Below are 17,598 nucleotides of genomic sequence, written 5' to 3' on the forward strand. Positions count from 1 at the left end.
AGTTGCATCAAAATTCCATGCGGGCGCCGAGATTTCGTCTCCCCGCTTCCAGATACAAATGCCGCGCGCAGATCAGGTCCTGAACCGGGATGCCGAGCGACTTGTAGAGGGTGATCTCGTGATCCGCAAGCCTGCCCGATTTTCGGCCCAGCAGAACCTCGCCAATCTCGCCGGCGATGTGCTCGTGCGTGACGCGGCCGTCCTCCTGCGCCGCCAGGAATTCCCCGCCTTGCAGAATCGTGGAAGGCTTGTAGTCGACGAAAAAACGCGACATCGCGACCGCGTCGCTATCGATTTCCCGAGCAGTCGCGACACTGGAACCGACCACGTTCAGATGCGCGCCCGGCGTGATCCACTGGCCTTCGAGAATGGGCTCGAGCGCGGCCGTCACCGTGCAGATCAGACTGGCGCCGGCTACTGCGGCCTTGACCGTGGAAACGACTTCGAACGATGCATCGACGAATTGCATTGCCTCACGCACGAACATCTCGGCCCGCTCACGCGAGCGACCCCAGACGCGTACCCGTCTGAGCGGCCTGACGATCGACATCGCCCGCAGATGCTGCAGCGCCTGCTCTCCGTAGCCGAGGATTGCAAGATCGTCCGCATCCGGCCGGGCCAGGAGACGAGTGGCAAGTCCACTCGCCGCCGCGGTACGGATCGCGGTCACTTCGCCCCCGTGCACGATCGCGACCGGCGCGCCGCTCTCGGTGTCGAACAGCAAAATCGCGCCCTGATGCGACTGCATCCCACGCGCTCCGTTCTCGGGATAGACAGCGGTCACTTTCGCCCCGAAGCAGTCCGGGTCCGATACGGCTCCCGGCATGAAGCCAAGGCAGCGCCCCCGGTCACCGGGCAGCCCAACGATCCAGCGCGGGGGCTGAATCGTCTGGCCCGCCGAAGTCGCGCGCATCGCCTCCTCCATGAGGGCGATACAAGCGGCCATCGGCAGCAGTTCGCGGACAAGTGCCCGGCCGATCACACACAACTCCATTTCGATACTCCTTCTCTCGAGAAAACAAGACCGCTTGTTGGGAGACAAAACGGGCTTTCGAACCCAAAGACGAGGCCGTGCTTATTCGTCCCTGCTTGAATCGGTCCGCCGCATACCGGAAAAATTCAAGCGTGCGTCCTGTCAAATGCTTCAATGCTCGCGGATCATGGGTGTCGGAATCATCGATCAACGACCCTGCGGCTTGAGGAAATACAGCAAGCGGCTTTCAAGTCTCCGGAACGCCCATACGAGCGCGAACGCAATGACCGCGTAGAGCAGCGCAGCAATGCCAAACGCCTGGAAAGGTTCATAGGTTGCGGAATTAACATCGCGCGCCACTTTCAGGATGTCCGGTATCGTCGCGGTGAAGGCGAGCGTGGTGGCGTGCAGCATCAGGATCACTTCATTGCCGTAGGCTGGCAACGCGCGCCGTAGCGCGGATGGCAGCACGATGCGCGAATAGAGCGTGAAGCGCGACATGCCGAAGGCTTTGGCTGCCTCCACTTCTCCATGTGCAGTGGCCTTGATCGCGCCGGCAAAAATGGCCGTGGTATAGGCGCATTCGTTGAGCATGAAGGCCAACAGCGTACAGTTCATCGCATCGCGGAAGAATGCGTTGAACAACACGTGCGAACGCACGGCCTGCAGGCTGTAGAGTCCGGTATAGCACAGCAGCAATTGCACATAGAGCGGCGTGCCCCGGAACACATAGGTGTAAAGCCGGACAGGCATCGAAACGAACTTGTTGCGCGACGTGCTGGCGACCGCGAGCGGCACCGCAAGGCAAAAGCTCAGAAAGATCGATGCGACGAGCAGCCAGAGCGTGACCACGAATCCCGAGAGCCGGTAACCATCGGTGTACAGATAATTTTTCCAATACTCGTGTACCAGTTCAATCACGGCGCCACTCTCCTCACGCCCGCCGAATAGTGCTTTTCCAGCCACACAAGGACGATGTTCGATACGGTCGTAATCGCGAGATAGATCGCACCCGCGGTTACCGCGAAGAAGAAAAAGTCCAGGGTATTCTTCGCGGCGTCCTGCGAAACCTTTACAACGTCGACCAGTCCGATGATGGAGACTAGCGCGGTGGCCTTCACTATCACTTGCCAGTTGTTGCCAATACCTGGCAGTGCGAAGCGAATCATCTGGGGAAACATCACCCGATTGAATACCTGCCACGGCGACATGCCGCACGCATACCCCGCTTCGATCTGCCCACGAGGAACCGACATGAAGGCGCCGCGAAACGTTTCGGTAAAGTACGCGCCGTAGATGAAGCCCAAGGTCATGACACCCGAAACGAACGGATCGACACTGATCGATTCGATCCCCAGCGCGTCCGTCATCCGGTTCAGCTGTATCTGAATGCTGTAGAAAAGCAGCAGCATGAGCACAAGGTCGGGAACAGCGCGAATCAGCGTCGTGTAGGTCATGCCGGCGACGTTACAAGCGCGGTTCCGCGATAGCTTCGCTGCTGCCCCCAGCAATCCGAGAGCGAACGAAACTGCCAGCGCCAGCAACGCGAGCGCAAGCGTTTCGTACGTTCCGGCGAGTAGCTGCGAACCATAACCTTCGAACAGCATGACCGTCTTCCTTCATTGTTTGTTGTTGCGTGCGCCCGATTCGCGCATCCCAAACTGAACCTCGGCCCGCGCCGCCCTCGACTGCATCGATTCACGCCACCCGTCATCACGCACCGGATTTCTCGCTCAATGCAGCGAGCGCACGCTCCCACGTATTGCGGGTTCGCTGCCACGCAACGGCGCCCCAATCCGGGTCCGCCGGCACGAATGCCTCGAACAGTGAGCGGCTGATCTGTTTGCCGAGCGAGTCGCGAGGATCGCCATACAGATGCAGCCAGTGATCGTTGCGCAACGCCGTATGCACGCGCTCCTCGGGATACGTGCCGCATTCGATCACGAGCTGCATCAGGCGCGTGTCTGGAAGCGCTTCGAGTAACGCTTGAGACGTATAGCCGACCGCACGCGCGACCACGCCGGTCTGGTTCGTAGCCGCGTCAGGATCGGTGAACACTTCGTATAGCCACGGGCCGTACAGTGCCTCCGCGTCAGCCAGCGCTGGATACCGCGACCTCGCGATCGCCAGTAGCATCGGATGGCCGAACGCGCCTGCGCCGGTATGCAGGTCGAATGCGATGGCCGCTTCGGCTGGCCGCAGGAAGCGTTCGACGATTTCACGCAGCGTCCGGTTCGACCACGCGGGTCTCTGACCACCGTAGTAGAGGCCGTCGGCGTGCGCGTACTGGCCCGCGCCGGCGATCGCCTGATACTCGGCCCATCCGAGTGACTGCAGATGAGCGGCGAGCAATTCGTCGCTACGGCGCCGCCCGGGGCCGTCGAAGTCGCGGCACGTATAGACTTCATGGATCGTTTCGTAGCGCGAATTACGGGGCAACGGGTTGTCGAAGTCAAGGTAATTACGATTCAGGTCGATGTTGTCCTCGTTGACACGCCTCACCCAGGCCGTGCCCCACGGGTTGATCAAGTGAATCATCAGCACGGCGACATCTTCCGGAAGCTCGCGCGTCGCTAGCTCATGCAGCCACTCTGTCTGGCAGACGGAGCCGTAATACCCCTCGACCCCGTGGGTGCCCGAAATCGTCACCAAGACACGGCGCGCGGTTGGCGCACCCAGCCACGCGACATCCGTCGCCAATGTCTCGTCAGCCGGCCCCTTGAGGGGATGGACATACGAAGTCAGCGTCGCGCCCGCTGCGTTCGCCGCTTCCAGAAACTGCATTCGCTGCGCTTCGAAATGCGCTTGAACAGGAAATCCGTGCCTCATGTGCTCCTCTTGTCGAGATAAATAACCTTCAATACCGTGGATCGACCTCTTACGTCCCGTGTCTGTTGCGCTTGCGGCCATACCGGCCGGCAAGCGGCTCAGGGAGTCGTCATTCGTGTGGCAAACCCGGTTGGCGCCCAGAAGTCGGGCAGCGATGCTACAGGGCGATCCATCGCACCTGTTTGAGCGACTCGCGTGGAATCGCGTGGCGCATGCAGCGTTCGTCAGCGCCGAATGCTTAGACCGAGGCGCGTTCGCCAAGACCGCCAAATGCTCGCCGGCAACCTTCCGGCTCCCTTCTTGACAGAACCAGCGATCGATCGACATTGTGTCTTTGCGAGCCGCATGCGTAGACCTACGTCGCCTTATGTAGCCTTATCTCTTGCCATGCGGAAAAGCCCAACCGGATGATCGAAAATAGCTACCTGCAACCCGTGCAGCATCACATACGCTGCCAGCAAAAAAAGAGGTCAAGCCGGAGCATTCATCAAGAATAACGACTTGCCCCATCTTTGTTTTTGGCTTATTTAACAGCAGTACATGCAATGTTTTCCTTTAAAAAAGCATAATGAAATTGCTGGGAAAATAATAGATGTCGAGTCCTGTTCGTTCGTTTAGACTATCTAAACTAACTGTGGTGTATGTTGTTCGTCATTTTGTAGAAGAGGTAAAAGAATGAGTACGCTTCCGCCATTGCGCGCGCTGCAAATCTTCGAAATAGTCGGCAGGAGCGGTGGAGTAGTGGAAGCGGCGAAGCGGCTTGGCATCTCGGCAGGCGCAGTCAGCCAGCAGATGAAGTTGCTTGAGGACGCGCTTGGCTTGCATTTGATGCAGAAAGAAGGCAAGCGGCTACGTCTTACCCCAGCGGGGCGCCAATTCCATGAAAGCTGCTCGGCCGCGTTCGAAGGTTTACGCGCCGCGCATGCACAGGTCGAACGATCGAGGAACATGCTTAACCTGAGCATCAGTGCGCTGCCGTCCATGTTGTCGAAATGGCTTTCAAAGCGCGTGCTGGAATGGCAAGCGAAGCACCCCGAGCTGAGCGTTTATCTCGACGGCTCGCATTCAGAACCTGTGCCGGAGGGACATGAATTTGATTTCCGCATCAGTTACGGTGATCGGGTCGCCAGTATGGACAACGCCGTCGAATTGTTCCGCGACAGCGTGGTGCCCGCATGCAGTCCGCAACTACTGGAAGGCCGGGATCCAATCGGGAAGCCGGCCGATATTCTCGAGTACCCGCTGATTTCAGTGGACTGGGGCCCGAAGTTCGTCTCGCCGCCAATGTGGCGAGACTGGTTTGACGCCAATCATGTTGACAGCGGAGAACTCGATGACAAAAGGCGAGTCTTCACACTAGCGAGCGTTGCGATCCAAGCGGCTATTGATGGCCAGGGTTTTGTGCTTGCGCAATATTCGCTAATCCGCGATGACCTTGCCGCCGGCCGCCTGGTCGTACCGCTGCCGACCGGATTGTCGTTACCTTGGCCTTACTTCTTGACCTGGAAGTCGAACACCTTCGACAGGCAGCATTGCCGCAGCTTTCATCGGTGGATTCTGACCCATAGCAAGGAGCAGCAGCAGATCAACGACTGCATGCTGCGCACGCCGGACTAGACGGCGAACGCAGCGCTCAGCCAGGCCCGCTTGCCAATCAGAAGCTGTGACGCATGCCGACTCTGGCAACGAACTGCTTGTCACCTGATGAAGGCGACGCCGTGTCGGGATTAGCGGCAACGTCCAGTCCGGTGCCGGCCAGATTCGAACCGCTAATCAACTTGAGATAGGCACCCTGAATATACACATCCGTGCGCTTCGAGATATTGAGGTCGGCCATCAAGCCGGCCTGATGATATTTCGCTTTCGCGCTATTGCCCGATGTACCGTCGTACGTGGCCTGCGTGTAGGTATACATGCCGCCGACGAATAGCGAAGGCGTCAACTGATACTTGGCATTGAACTCGAAGTTATTGAATTTGATCGACGACGCCGCACCGATCGTTGGACTTGGCGAAAGTGTCGCGTACTGCGTCGCGGTTGGTTGCGACAAATCGGTGTTCGTGAATACAAATCCCAATGTTACTGGCGCAATCGTATAGTTGATGCCTACACCATAGATTCGTTGGCGGTTGGCAGTCCAGCTACCGTCTGGATTGCCGTTGGGGCCAATCGCTACGGCTCCGTTAGTTCCGTCGTTAGGGTTGTCGACATTCAGGTATGCAGCAGCGACGCTCAACGGACCGTTGGTGTAATGTGCGCCAATACTTTCGGCACGGTTCATGGCGAAGCCGGTGGAGTTGCTGAATGCATAAGCGCCCCCAAACGAGAAACCACGATAGTCGAGGCTCGTGTACTTGATCGCGTTATTGAGACGGAACGTATTGTTCGTGTTGTCGTTATCATAGGGATGGGCGAATAGCGTGCTGCCCCAGCTGCCGTTGACAGTGAGCGGACTCAGAAAGTCGACGAGCGAGTCATATTGCCGCCCGAACGTCAACTCCCCCAGTTTCGAACTAGACAGTCCGACAAAGGCTTGGCGGCCAAATGCTTGTCCCTCTTGCCCAAACTTTCCGTTGTCTACGTTGAAACCCGATTCAAGGTCGAAAATCGCGCGCACACCACCACCCAGATCCTCTGTTCCCTTCAAGCCCCAGCGCGAACCGACTTCGTCTCCACTGGATAATGCGTAGAGGCTATGCCCTCCTGCATTGCTCGTATAATCAAGCCCTTCGTCGATCAAACCGTACAGCGTGACGCTGCTTTGCGCATGAGCAGCACTGGTAATTGCGCTCACCGCGCACATAGCCAATAACGATTTCTTCACTTTCATCTCCGATTGGAAAGTCATCCGATTAACAAGATCTGATTAACAAGGTCAGTTCAACGACAGGCAAAATGGCGGACATGCAAACGCGCTCGGCGTCTCGACTAACCGACGTCAGAAGCCATCAGTTGCATCCGGGCGATATTCTTTCGACAGGTGACGGACAAAATGAGGCCCGTCGCGCGGTAAAGCGTTGAATGTTTGGCCGTCGGTCGATCGGCCTGGCCCACGGAAGGACGCCCGAAGCAGCGCAGGGGTGCCGGAACGGTCTCGGTACAAATCAATCCAGCATTATTTCCAAATTAAAATCGCGATACTAAAAATTACCGGCATGTCCCATTTCAATGATTCAAAATATCGAAATCAAAATATCGATGCTCGATTTTCTGATATGTTCCATCCTTGATTATTCCGGCAATTGCCTGATTGATTTTTTCGCGTAGCGCGGGTTCATCTTTACGCAGCCCGATACCAACACCGTTGCCGAGCGTCTTCGGATCGGTAATCGGATCGCCCAGGAACGCGAGTTCCTTGCCCTGTGGCGTCTTCAAAAACTGGCTGCCGGAAATCATATCGGTCAATGTCGCGTCGATGCGCCCGGACCGAAGATCGACATAAACCTCCTGCTGATCGGCATAGGAGACAACATTTACGCCTGCAGGCGCCCAATACGCCTTTGCATAAGCTTCCTGTGTCCCGCCCTGGTTGACGCCAATACTCTTTCCCTTCAGCGACTGGATAGTGGGGCGGATGGTGCTTCCTTGCTTACCTATCAGGCCGCTCGGCGTGCTGTATACAGATGTCGAGAACGCTATCTGTTCTTCGCGCTTCGGCGTGATCGACATGGCGGAAAGTATTGCATCGAATTTGCGTCCCTGTAACGCCGGGATGATTCCGTCGAACGCCGTTTCGATCCAGATACATTTAACATTAAGACGCTGGCATATTTCGTTGCCTAAATCGATATCGAAACCTGCCAGTTGCCCGGACGACGCCTTTGATTCGAACGGGGGGTAAGTTGGATCCACGCCAAATCGAAGCTCACCGGCATTATTGGCGTGCGCACAAAATGCGGTCATCCAGATCACCAGACCAGCAAATACCCTTTTCATTTTTGCATCCTCTTGATCGAGCCAGTAGTCATATTTATCAATTGAGCCGATCACTACCGCGCCAGGAATATCGACCGAAATCCGGCCGGGTGCTGGCTCATTGATACAGCGCTAGCTTAGGAATTCAAAAAAAGAATGAATAGGGGATCTATTCTGAGCGGTAGTTAAGATTTTCTAAAACAATCTGCCTGACGGCGTGAGGCTCCCCGGAACGATTTGTACGGCAAAATCGCAGCGCGAACGAGATCACTATGCCTAGCAGTACTTATATTTACAAAGCGTAAAATTTGTCAGTGACTGGATAGCGTCAAGAAGGGGCAATTGAAAGACAGGCGGAGCGGGCAGAATTTCGCCGGGCTGTTTTATTCGTTGAAAAAATAAGTTATCCATATCATCTGGAATTTTCTCGCCTGGACATTCTTATTGCATGTGATAGCCGAAGCAGACCATGAATTCAGCTGTGGCGCGCGTGCTCGGCAGCGCAGACCTCGACGAAAATTTATGTGCTAGATTCGCCGGTGCAACAAGCAAGCCGCTCCGTCGAAATGGAACTATGCGAATCCCAAACGTCGTGTCCGCGTCCGGTGCGATTCATCCGGTTCATTGGACCAGGATCGAGATGCAAGATGGCATACGCCAGCATCACTGGGTGACGCTTTGTGTCCAATATCGCCGGAAAGAACTTCTATCAGCCCGTTGAAGGATCGCCGATGCGAAAATCAATCCAAACGTCTCCTGCCGAGGCGCCCGCTTTCACAGGGCGCCAGGGCTTGAGATATTCGGCCGTGGCGATTGCCCTCATAACCGATATCCAGTCGGGGCGCTACTCGATCGGCGACACGCTCCCGAGCGAGGCCACCCTGCAGCAGATGTTTGCCGTCAGCCGCCAAACCGTGCGGCAGGCATTGCGCCACCTCAACGAACAGGGCTTCACGAGCACGCAGCAAGGCATTGGAACCACGGTGCGCGCGCAGCGCACCACGTTTCGCTTCGTGCACACGGGAGCGACCATGGACGACCTGGTGCAGTTCTCCAAAGCAACCCGCACGCGCCTTATCGGCCAGCGCCATTTCATTGCCGACGAAATGGCCGCGCAGTCGCTGCACTGCCCGCCTGGACAGGCATGGCTCGAATTGTCACTGCTGCGCTACGCTGCGAGCGGCGCCGATCCCATTGGTCACCTGTGGGTCTACTTGCTCCCCGAATTCGCCTCGATCGTCTCGGAGATAGAGAGCAGCCGGCATCCTCACTTCTCCCTGATCGAAAAGACCTATGGGATACGGTTGGTTGAAATGGAACAGGACATTGCCTCAGTCCTGCTTCCCCAGGACATCTGCGAACGGCTGAACACGCCGGCCGGGTCGCACGGCCTGCAGATCACGCGCCGCTTCGTCGACCAGCAACACCGGCTGACGCAGGTCAGCGTGGGCATCTATCCGTCGGATCGACTCGTGCACACGACCAAGGTGCGTATCGGGCGAGATTCCGGACAGCAGCCTTAGTCGCAAACGCCCCCACCTTTCCGATCAACGTTGCGCGGTCGTCCGGCATATCATGTGCCGATTGTCCCATTGGATTCAGCCGATTGTGGAATGCGAATGCCGATCAACGGTTCGTGCTGCTGCGCGCCGTACACGTCACGGTCGCCCGGCGCACCCGAGGTGGGCCCCGTGCGCGGAATCGTGATCTTGATGGCGTTGGCGGCGTCGAACGAAACGATGCTCACGAACGTCTCCCCCACGTCGTAAAGCGCGCTCACCAGTTCGGCCGTCAGCACGCCGCTGTCGAGCACCCGACGATAAACGCGTGAATCAGGAAAGATCAGGTCGAAGGTTAAGTACAGCGGTCCGGCATTCTTGCTGCGCATCACTTCGGCGAGATCGTAGATCCTGTCGCCGCGGGCGGGGTCGAAGGCTTGGGCAAAATCCATGGCGCTCATCCGATCTGGGTGGTGGTAATGGGAAACAGCGAGGCCGCGTCGTCGACCTGCATGACGTGGTAGATCGTGAATTCGTACACGGGGCCGCCAATCAGGTCCGATGGCGAGAACGGAAACGCCAGGTTGCCGGCGGTGGCCTTGCGGCCCTTGAAATAGCCGTGCAGGAACGAACTGCGCGCAAGCGAGAGCGCCATGCTCGCCAGCTCCTGCGTCGGCGCGATAGCCTCGATGACCATCCCCACTTCATGAGCGAGTCGCGGCACGCGCTGCTGCACGCGCACGCCGTTGCGGCCGTAGTAGATGAAGTTCAGTTCGTACTCGCCGGGCTTCATGTCATGCGCGACAAGGCGCGCCACGTCGTCGCGCACGCGGGCTTCCACTTCGTCGAGGCTCGCGAGCAGGCGCGGGTCCGTCATGCCCGCCACGGTGATGGTGCGGTAGCCGCGCAACCTGACGCCTTCCAGCTTGATGCTCGGTGGCATGTCCACCAGCTTGCTGCCGCGCACCTTCACGCGGCGTGCATCGATCGGGTCGATGGTGGTGTGCTCGAGATCGACCATGCCCTCGGGCTCGAAGAAGTGATGCGGGTCCGGCTGCTCGTACATCATGTGCGCCGCCACCGACACCGGCGTCACGCCGCGCTCCGGGTTCATCGGCTCAAGTTCGAAGTGATCGCGCCGCAGCGTGCCGAGCAGGCAATCGTTGGCCGCAAGCGGCACCGCGCATTGAGCTCCGCACTCGAGCAGCTTCGCCATGTGGAAGGCGAGACCCATGTCGAAGCCCCTGAATGCCGCGAGGCTCGCGTAGATAGCGGTATCGCAGGCACGCCCGGCCACGATCACATCCGCGCCCGCCTCAAGACTCGCGACGAACGGGTCCGTGCCCATCTGCCCGACAATGCGCACGGCTTCGTCGACCGTTTGCTCCGTCAGTTCCGGCAAGACGCCCATCGACTTGACCCGGCCCTCGCGAATGGCGCGTTTGATCACGGCCTTGTCGATCTCCGCCGGAATGGTCGCCAGCCGGTAACGATGGCCGTCGCGGCGAGAGACTTCGTCGAGGATATCGAGGAAGCCTTCCAGGTGCGGCTGTCCGCCCGCGGTCCCTGCCGTGCCGATCACGTACGGCACGCCGGCCGAGCGCGCAGCCGCGAGCGACAACCCCAGGTCGCGGCGCAATTGCTCGTCCTTGATCAGGGACTTGCCGCTGCCCAGGTAATAAGGGCCCGGGTCCGACGAGCCGTTGTCGGCGCCGATCAGGTGCGGCTTGCGTGCAAGCCCTGCCTTCAACGAACTCTCCGGGAAGCCGTATCCCAGGTTTCCCGCCACGGCCATGATGCGCAATTCGCTTTCATCTCCGACAATCATCTGATGTCTCTCTTCGTTGAGGTCAATGCTTTTCAAATATCTTGTACGTACAACCGTACATGAAGGATGACGGCCGTGGGCGCGATGTCAAGCCGCCGTGCCACGGTCATCCGGGAGCCAACCTTTCAGCCGTTCGACGGCGCCACGTCGAGACGCGCCACGATCCCCTGCAGTTCGGGCGTGGGAGCCGGATAGCGGTCGAGCACGAGCGGGTCGTGCCCCGGGATCACATGCTGCGGTGAACTGGCGGCGGCGTAGACCGTGCCATAAGCCTCCAGCATTTCCTCGACGTGATACACATTCGAAAACGGCTTGCCCTTCTCGATGTTGTCGTAGAAATGCGAGGCGTCGGACGCCAGCACCACCCATCCCCGCGCCGTATGAACCCGCACGATCTGAAGGCCCGGCGTATGGCCACCCACCGGAATCAGTTCGATGCCCGGCGCAAGCGTGGCCGGTCCGTTGTGCATCTCCACGCGCTGCGCGAAATTCATTTTCACCATGGCCGCGACATCGTCAGGCTCGTAGTGATGGGCGAAATGCGCGTGCTTCATGTGGCGCCCGGCCGCGAAGTGCATCTCCGGTTCCTGGATATGAAAGCAGGCCGAAGGCAGCAAGGTGAAATTGCCCACATGATCGTAATGCAGGTGCGTGATCACCGCGTCCGTCACGGCGTCCGGATCGATATCCACCAACCTCAGTGAATCGATCGGACAACGTAATATATTGCGGCCTCGCCGGGCGGCCACTTCGGCGTTAAAGCCCGTATCGATGACCACCGAGCGCTCGCTGTTGCGTGCCGCCCAGATGTAGTAGTCGAGTGGCATCGCGCTGCTGTGGTCGTCATCGCCGCCGATGAAGTTGTCGGCCCGCCAGCCGTCGCGCCGCGCATACTTGATGGCGAAGAGTTCATACGTTTGTAGCCCGTCTTTCATTACATGCCTCCTATATGAAGTTTGGTTTGCGCCGCCATGTCATCGGCGGGCTCAACTGGCGCCTGCACTTCCTCGAGCGTGCGCTGCCTCGTCTCCACGCCAAGCGCGAGCAACACGGCGACCAGCACCAGGAACAGCACGCCGATGAACGAGACGACTCCGAGCAGGCCCGCGAAGGCATATACCGCCGCAACCGCATACGGCACGCCGACGTTGACGAAGCGTCCCGCGGCGTTGCACAGGCCCACGCCGCGCAGGCGCAGCCGGGTCGGGAACAGCTCGGTCACATAGCAGGCCACGCCAAGCGCCGATGTCACGTAGATGCAGGTAGTCACGCCGAAACCCACCAGCGCGATCGTCACCGGGGTCTTCACGAACGGATACGCCATGCCGATCACTGCGCCCGCCAGCGAGAAGATCACGAGGCCCCACTTGCGGCCGATCCGGTCGGCAATCGCCATGCTGATGAGCGAGCCCGCCGGGCCCCCGGCGAACATGGCCGCCGTGATCAGCAGCGAGTTGGAAATTCCAAAGCCCTGCTTCACGAGGAAGGTCGGCGCCCAGGCGATGAACGCGTACATCGCCGTGAACGAAATGCAGATCACCGCAATGCCCACCACGGTGCGGGCCAGTTGCCGGGGAGCGAACAGGTCGCGCAGGCGCCCCGGCTCCTCGCTGTGCTGCACGGCGGGAGGCGGGTTGGCGAGCCGCACGCTCTCACCTTCTATGCGCTGCACGATTTCCTGCGCCTCGGTGTCGCGGCCGACAGCGGCCAGCCAGCGCGGCGATTCAGGCATCGACTTGCGCAGGTACCAGATCACCAGCGCGCCGATGCCGGGAATCGCGAACATCCAGCGCCAGCCGAAATGCGGAATGATCAGGTAGCTGGCCGCGGCGGACACCAGTACCGAAGAATTGGTAATCAGGTTCAGCAGCGACGAGAAGCGTCCGCGCGCGTGCGCCGGCATGAACTCGCTCAAGGTGCTGTAGCCCACCACGATCTCCGCGCCCAGCCCGATGCCCATGATGAAGCGCAGCACGATCAGCCAGGTCATCGAGGGCGCGAGCGACGCCGCGAGCGACGTCACGCCGAACACCAGCAGGTTGAACTGATACGAGAAGCGTCGCCCGAACCGGTCGCCCGCGATGCCGGCCCACCACGCGCCGAGCGTGAGCCCGGCGAACCCCATCGATATGAAAAGGGCGTTCATGTGGATGTCGGACAGCCCCTGGTGCACCAGGGCGCCGAGCACGCTGCCCGAGAGGAAGTTGTCGAAGGCATCGAAGAACATGCCTCCGCCGATGAGCCCGAGAAGGCGCCAGTGAAACGGGCCGATCTCCAGCGAATCGAGCCGTTGTGCCACGTTTGCTGTGCGAGCCGACATGTTGTCTCCTATATCGTTATGTGCTGCCGGCCATGCAGCGCATCATGCGAACGCCATCTGCGCGGCAAGGAAGATCGCCTCGATCAGCGGTTCCTCCCGGCGGCGGGCCTGGGTAATGAACGACAGCGGAATCTCGATCGGCAACTCCCGCGAGATCGCGACTCCGTATTTCTGCGCTTCGTCGATAGCCACCGACTCGCGCGCGAGCGACAAGCCCACGCCGGCGCGCACGAGCTCGACCATCGACGCTTCGAGATCGACTTCGGCCGCGACTTGAGGCCGGACCCCGGCGGCATCGAACGCGTGCGAGAGCATGCGGTGATGCGTCGAGGTAGGCGGCGTCCAGATCCACGGCAGCGCGGCCAGCTCCGTCCAGCCGCGCCCATTGATGCGGTCCTGCCAGCCCTTGGGCGCGATGACGTAATAGGTGATCGGCATGAGCGCGATGGCATGGAACTCGATCCCGTCGATATCCCCCGGCATGCCCAGGTAAAAGCCTGCGTCGAGCGTACCGCTGCGGATCTGGTCGAGCACCTGGCCGGTCATGGCGTGGCGCAGGCGCGTGCGCACTTCCGGGTAGTGGCTCGCCATGTGCTGCAGGATTGCGCCCAGGCGGATGGTCTGCGGATTCAGGATCGTGCCGATCGATACGGTGCCGCTCAGGACCGTCAGCATGTTGCCCGCCGCCGCCTCGAAATCGCCGATCGCGTGCAGGATGTTCTCCGCATACGGCAGCAGCTTGAGACCGTCGGTGGTGAGCGTGAGACCGCGCGGCGAGCGCGCGAGCAGGCGCAGGTTCAACTGGTCCTGGAAGCTCTTCAATTGCAGGCTGACGGCGGGCTGGGTGAGATGCAGCAGCTGCGCGGCGCGCGTCAGGCTGCCTTCGCGCGCCACCGCGACGAACGCGCGGATGTGCTGAAGGTCGTTGACGCTGCGGCATGACAGCACGCCGGGCATCGGCTTCTTCAAAAGGGTCATCGGGAAAGGCGCGGGCGCGCGCACTCGTAGCAAGCGTTGCGCGCCTTCTTTCATGATGACCTCAGCCACGGCCGGCGGACGCCACGATGCGGCGTGCCTGCGCCAGCACCGGTGCATCCACGAGTCGTCCGTCCACCGCGACCGCGGCGCCGTTCGACACGACCTCGCACACGCGCAGCGCCCACGCCAGCTCCTGCGGCGTGGGACCGAGCCCATGATTGACCGGCTCGATCTGGAGCGGATGCACGCACAGCTTGGCGCCAAAGCCAAAAGCCCGCGCGCGCCGCACTTCATCCTCGAGGACCGACGGGTTGTCGAGGGTGGTGCATACGCCGTCGACAGCCGGGATCAATCCCGCCAGGCGCGAATAAAGCAGGATCTGGCTCCGATAGTAATTCAACGGCTCGCCAGTTTCATTCGCCGCGAGGTCGAACATGAGGTCGACCGAGCCAAACATCATGCGCCGCACGCCCGGCGCCTTCGCCAGCGCGCCAATATGCTCGAAGCCCACGGCCGTTTCCATCAGGAGGTGCAAGGCCCAGAGCGGATGGCGCTGCGCCACGCTGGCGATCGCATCGGGGTCCTCGGCCTTCGGTATCACGATGCCATCCAGTTCGAACGAGGCGCAGGCGGCGAGATCGTCGTGATACCAGTCGCTGCCGCGGCTGTTGATGCGCACGAGCACTTCCACGTCGCGCGCGCGGGCTTCACGAATCAGGCCCGGCATGGTCTTGGCGAGCGAGACGCGCGCCGCTTCCTTGCGCGCCGGCTCGACGGCGTCTTCCAGGTCGACGATCACCGCGCCGGCGCCGGACTGCGCGGCTTTCGCAAAGCGCTCAGGACGCGTGGCGGGCGCGAACAGATAGGAACGGATTGATTCAGACATGCGGGTCTCCGGTTTTGTCATGCGGCGGCTCAAATAACGCCCGACACGCGCAGCGCTTCGATCTGCGCTACGCTCAAGCCGAGCACGTCGCGGAAGATTTCATCGTTGTGGCCGCCGAGTTCCTCGCCGAGCCACTCCAGGGCTCCCGGCGTCTCCGAGAGTTTGGGGATCACATTGGGCACGGCCACCTCGCCCGCGCGCGAGTCCATCACGCGGATGTTTTCCCGCGCCTGGTACTGCTCGTCCTCGAAGATGTCGGCGACGCTGTACAGGAGGCTGGCGGGCACTTCGCCCTGGTCGCACAGCGCGAGGACTTCGTCGTGGTTGCGCATGCCGACCCATTCCTGCACGACCTGGTTGACTTCGTCAACGGCAGCCACGCGCGGCCCCACCCGGCCCCAGCGGTCTTCGGAAGCGAGTTCCGGCTGGTTCATCACGCTCGCGAAGCGCTTGAAGATCTTGTCATTGGTGCAGGCAATGGCGATCCAGCGGCCGTCGCGGCTCCGGTAGTGACTGTGCGGCGCGACGTTGACCGCGTTGGCGCCCATGCGCTCGCGCACCTTGCCGAGCTTGTGATACACGGGGACCATTTCGTCGAGCACGCGGAACATCGATTCATACAAGGCGAGATCGACGCATTGCCCGCGTCCTGTCTTCTCACGCGCCTGCAACGCGATCAGGGCGCCGATCGCGCCGTACATGCCCGACCCATAGTCGGCGAGCGACGTCGAGCCGGGCGTCACGGGGATTCGCCCGGGTTCGCCGGCGAGGTAGGAAAGCCCCGAGAACGCATGCGCGACGCGCGCAAAACCGGGCTTCAGCCGGCTCGGTCCGTTCTGCCCATACGCCGAGATGCGGACGAGGATAGTGCGCGGATTGAGCGCGTGAAGCGTATCGAAATCGAGCCCCCATTTTTCGATGACGCCCGGCCGGAAATTCTCCACCACGATGTCACAGCTCGCCGCGAGCTGGCGCAGCATCTCCTGCCCTTTCGGATCCTTGAGATTGAGGCTGACGCATTTCTTGTTGCGGCTTTCAGTCAGCCACATCAGCGTGTCGCCACAGTCCGTTTCGGTACCGAAGCGGCGCAGCGAATCACCCACGCCCGGCGGTTCCACCTTGATCACCTCGGCGCCGAATTCCGCGAGTATCGTGGCGCAGAAAGGACCGGCGACAAAGGTTCCAAGATCCAGCACCCGAAGGCCTTCCAAAGCTTTCATGCCACTCCCGTTGAATGGTTCGATTGAATGCGATGGTCGACCCCGACCCGGCGAGTCGTCTATTGAAATAATCAAAACTGCGTCATAAGGAACGCAAAATAATGCACCGCGTCACGACCTGCCAGTCTGCCTCCGATCCTTTCCTGAAAAGGCCCTGAGGCGTGCCGGTGAAAACCGGGACGCTGCTGCGCAACATTCGCCGCCTGCTGACAATCCATTTGCACAGCCCGCGCTGCGCTCATATGATTCACCTGTCCGTACAAGTGGGAAGCTGGCCAGCCGGCGGATTCACCGGCCACGCAAGTCAATGCCTTGTCACCCATGCCTCATCAACAGAATAAAGGATTACTGAATGATATCGTTACGCGAACAGGTCGAAACGTTTGTCCGCCATGGCGGTTACTGGCCCGACACGCTCGCGTCCCTGATAGACAGCAGCCCGGAATTCGTACGCGCCTATCTGGACTTTGCGGGCTCGCCGCATCGCTCGGGGCCGCTCGACCCCAAGACAAAGGCTCTCGTCAGTCTCGCGCTCGACGCCTCGGTCACCCACCTCTACGCGCCGGGCGTACGGAGGCACTGCCGCGACGCACTGCGTCTGGGCGCCAGCAAGGAAGAACTGCTCGAAGTATTGCAACTGGTGAGCGTGATCGGCGTGCACGCCTGCGTGATCGGCATGCCGGCCCTCGCCGAGAAGGTCGCACACGATCCCGCACGCGCGCTCGACCTGAGCCACCCCGACGCGAGGCGCCAGGCCATCAAGGCCGATTTCGAGGCAAAGCGCGGCTACTGGAGCCCGATCTGGGACGGGCTGCTCGCGCTCGATCCCGACTACTTCGAAGCGTTCACCACGTTCTCGGCGGTTCCGTGGGTAAGCGGAACGCTCGACCCGAAGGTGAAGGAGTTCATGTACATCGCGGTGGATGTTTCCGTCACCCATCAATACCTGCCCGGCACCCTGGTGCATATCGAGAACGCGCTCGCGTATGGCGCGACCCCGGCGGAAGTGCTGGAGGTCATGCAGTTGGCCAGCATCATGGGCATACACAGTTTCGAAGTCACCCTGCCGATTCTCGCTGAAGAACTGGCGTCGTTCGAAAACGAAACATCGCGCTAAGGAAGCGCTGGAAGTGTTGAATGCCCGCACTGA

The 17,598-nt window shown here is 60.3% G+C and carries 16 protein-coding genes; 3 read left to right on the forward strand and 13 right to left on the reverse strand.

All coding sequences use genetic code 11. The annotated features are described in order from the left end of the window. Positions 1-7: 7 nt before the first annotated feature. From HB376_RS10760 to HB376_RS10775, 4 genes are all read right to left on the reverse strand, one after another. On the reverse strand, positions 8-994 hold the full coding sequence (locus tag HB376_RS10760; RefSeq protein ID WP_213763642.1) for an ornithine cyclodeaminase family protein: 987 nt from the start codon (positions 992-994) through the stop codon (positions 8-10). A 186-nt stretch (positions 995-1,180) separates the two neighbouring features. After that, positions 1,181-1,894: a histidine ABC transporter permease HisM gene (locus tag HB376_RS10765; RefSeq protein ID WP_213763643.1), complete on the reverse strand. Its 714-nt coding sequence runs from the start codon at positions 1,892-1,894 to the stop codon at positions 1,181-1,183. Then, positions 1,891-2,580 carry an ABC transporter permease gene (locus HB376_RS10770; protein ID WP_213763644.1) on the reverse strand — a complete coding sequence of 230 codons (690 nt, stop codon included), beginning with the start codon at positions 2,578-2,580 and terminating at the stop codon, positions 1,891-1,893. The genes HB376_RS10765 and HB376_RS10770 overlap by 4 nt, the downstream gene beginning before the upstream one ends. Before the next feature lie 106 nt (positions 2,581-2,686). After that, complete coding sequence (locus HB376_RS10775) at positions 2,687-3,802, reverse strand: DUF2817 domain-containing protein (RefSeq protein ID WP_213763645.1); 1,116 nt, start codon at positions 3,800-3,802, stop codon at positions 2,687-2,689. Between the two features lie 675 nt (positions 3,803-4,477). On the opposite strand from HB376_RS10775, the gene HB376_RS10780 reads away from it, so the two are divergent. After that, entirely contained in the window at positions 4,478-5,419 is a 942-nt protein-coding gene (locus HB376_RS10780) for a LysR substrate-binding domain-containing protein (protein WP_213763646.1), read from the forward strand. A 37-nt stretch (positions 5,420-5,456) separates the two neighbouring features. Here the strand turns inward: HB376_RS10780 and HB376_RS10785 are convergent, their stop codons facing one another. Both HB376_RS10785 and HB376_RS10790 read right to left on the reverse strand, forming a co-directional pair. Further along, on the reverse strand, positions 5,457-6,632 hold the full coding sequence (locus HB376_RS10785; protein WP_213763647.1) for a porin: 1,176 nt from the start codon (positions 6,630-6,632) through the stop codon (positions 5,457-5,459). Positions 6,633-6,967: 335 nt separating this feature from the next. Further along, complete coding sequence (locus tag HB376_RS10790) at positions 6,968-7,738, reverse strand: ABC transporter substrate-binding protein (RefSeq protein WP_213763848.1); 771 nt, start codon at positions 7,736-7,738, stop codon at positions 6,968-6,970. A gap of 659 nt (positions 7,739-8,397) precedes the next feature. Between HB376_RS10790 and HB376_RS10795 the strand changes: the two genes are divergently transcribed. Then, positions 8,398-9,240 carry a GntR family transcriptional regulator gene (locus tag HB376_RS10795; RefSeq protein ID WP_213763648.1) on the forward strand — a complete coding sequence of 281 codons (843 nt, stop codon included), beginning with the start codon at positions 8,398-8,400 and terminating at the stop codon, positions 9,238-9,240. 50 nt (positions 9,241-9,290) lie between these two features. Here HB376_RS10795 and HB376_RS10800 read toward each other — a convergent pair whose 3' ends face one another. The 7 genes from HB376_RS10800 to HB376_RS10830 form a co-directional block, all read right to left on the reverse strand. Then, a complete protein-coding gene (locus tag HB376_RS10800) occupies positions 9,291-9,668 on the reverse strand; it encodes a DUF4387 domain-containing protein (protein WP_213763649.1) in 378 nt (125 codons plus the stop codon). A gap of 5 nt (positions 9,669-9,673) precedes the next feature. Further along, positions 9,674-11,044: an acyclic terpene utilization AtuA family protein gene (locus tag HB376_RS10805; RefSeq protein WP_213763650.1), complete on the reverse strand. Its 1,371-nt coding sequence runs from the start codon at positions 11,042-11,044 to the stop codon at positions 9,674-9,676. A 125-nt stretch (positions 11,045-11,169) separates the two neighbouring features. After that, entirely contained in the window at positions 11,170-11,979 is an 810-nt protein-coding gene (locus HB376_RS10810) for an N-acyl homoserine lactonase family protein (RefSeq protein WP_213763651.1), read from the reverse strand. After that, on the reverse strand, positions 11,979-13,364 hold the full coding sequence (locus HB376_RS10815) for an MFS transporter (protein WP_213763652.1): 1,386 nt from the start codon (positions 13,362-13,364) through the stop codon (positions 11,979-11,981). The genes HB376_RS10810 and HB376_RS10815 overlap by 1 nt, the downstream gene beginning before the upstream one ends. 42 nt (positions 13,365-13,406) lie before the next feature. Then, the gene (locus tag HB376_RS10820; RefSeq protein ID WP_346730473.1) at positions 13,407-14,396 is read right to left on the reverse strand and encodes a LysR family transcriptional regulator; all 990 of its coding nucleotides are present in this window, start codon (positions 14,394-14,396) and stop codon (positions 13,407-13,409) included. 7 nt (positions 14,397-14,403) lie between these two features. Continuing rightward, positions 14,404-15,228: a CoA ester lyase gene (locus HB376_RS10825; protein ID WP_213763653.1), complete on the reverse strand. Its 825-nt coding sequence runs from the start codon at positions 15,226-15,228 to the stop codon at positions 14,404-14,406. Between the two features lie 29 nt (positions 15,229-15,257). Next, positions 15,258-16,448 carry a CaiB/BaiF CoA-transferase family protein gene (locus HB376_RS10830; protein WP_213763654.1) on the reverse strand — a complete coding sequence of 397 codons (1,191 nt, stop codon included), beginning with the start codon at positions 16,446-16,448 and terminating at the stop codon, positions 15,258-15,260. A 352-nt stretch (positions 16,449-16,800) separates the two neighbouring features. Between HB376_RS10830 and HB376_RS10835 the strand changes: the two genes are divergently transcribed. Further along, the gene (locus HB376_RS10835) at positions 16,801-17,565 is read left to right on the forward strand and encodes a carboxymuconolactone decarboxylase family protein (RefSeq protein ID WP_213763655.1); all 765 of its coding nucleotides are present in this window, start codon (positions 16,801-16,803) and stop codon (positions 17,563-17,565) included. Positions 17,566-17,598: the final 33 nt, after the last annotated feature.

The sequence above is a fragment of the Caballeronia sp. dw_19 genome, from assembly GCF_018449515.1.
Classification (GTDB): domain Bacteria; phylum Pseudomonadota; class Gammaproteobacteria; order Burkholderiales; family Burkholderiaceae; genus Caballeronia.

Coding starts and splice junctions, on each gene's coding strand:
- HB376_RS10800 (WP_213763649.1), bottom strand. CDS start 9,668: ATGGATTTTGCCCAAGCCTTCGACCCCGCCCGCGGCGACAGGATCTAC.
- HB376_RS10830 (WP_213763654.1), bottom strand. CDS start 16,448: ATGAAAGCTTTGGAAGGCCTTCGGGTGCTGGATCTTGGAACCTTTGTC.
- HB376_RS10790 (WP_213763848.1), bottom strand. CDS start 7,738: ATGAAAAGGGTATTTGCTGGTCTGGTGATCTGGATGACCGCATTTTGT.
- HB376_RS10780 (WP_213763646.1), top strand. CDS start 4,478: ATGAGTACGCTTCCGCCATTGCGCGCGCTGCAAATCTTCGAAATAGTC.
- HB376_RS10825 (WP_213763653.1), bottom strand. CDS start 15,228: ATGTCTGAATCAATCCGTTCCTATCTGTTCGCGCCCGCCACGCGTCCT.
- HB376_RS10810 (WP_213763651.1), bottom strand. CDS start 11,979: ATGAAAGACGGGCTACAAACGTATGAACTCTTCGCCATCAAGTATGCG.
- HB376_RS10805 (WP_213763650.1), bottom strand. CDS start 11,044: ATGATTGTCGGAGATGAAAGCGAATTGCGCATCATGGCCGTGGCGGGA.
- HB376_RS10785 (WP_213763647.1), bottom strand. CDS start 6,632: ATGAAAGTGAAGAAATCGTTATTGGCTATGTGCGCGGTGAGCGCAATT.
- HB376_RS10815 (WP_213763652.1), bottom strand. CDS start 13,364: ATGTCGGCTCGCACAGCAAACGTGGCACAACGGCTCGATTCGCTGGAG.
- HB376_RS10775 (WP_213763645.1), bottom strand. CDS start 3,802: ATGAGGCACGGATTTCCTGTTCAAGCGCATTTCGAAGCGCAGCGAATG.
- HB376_RS10770 (WP_213763644.1), bottom strand. CDS start 2,580: ATGCTGTTCGAAGGTTATGGTTCGCAGCTACTCGCCGGAACGTACGAA.
- HB376_RS10835 (WP_213763655.1), top strand. CDS start 16,801: ATGATATCGTTACGCGAACAGGTCGAAACGTTTGTCCGCCATGGCGGT.
- HB376_RS10820 (WP_346730473.1), bottom strand. CDS start 14,396: ATGAAAGAAGGCGCGCAACGCTTGCTACGAGTGCGCGCGCCCGCGCCT.
- HB376_RS10760 (WP_213763642.1), bottom strand. CDS start 994: ATGGAGTTGTGTGTGATCGGCCGGGCACTTGTCCGCGAACTGCTGCCG.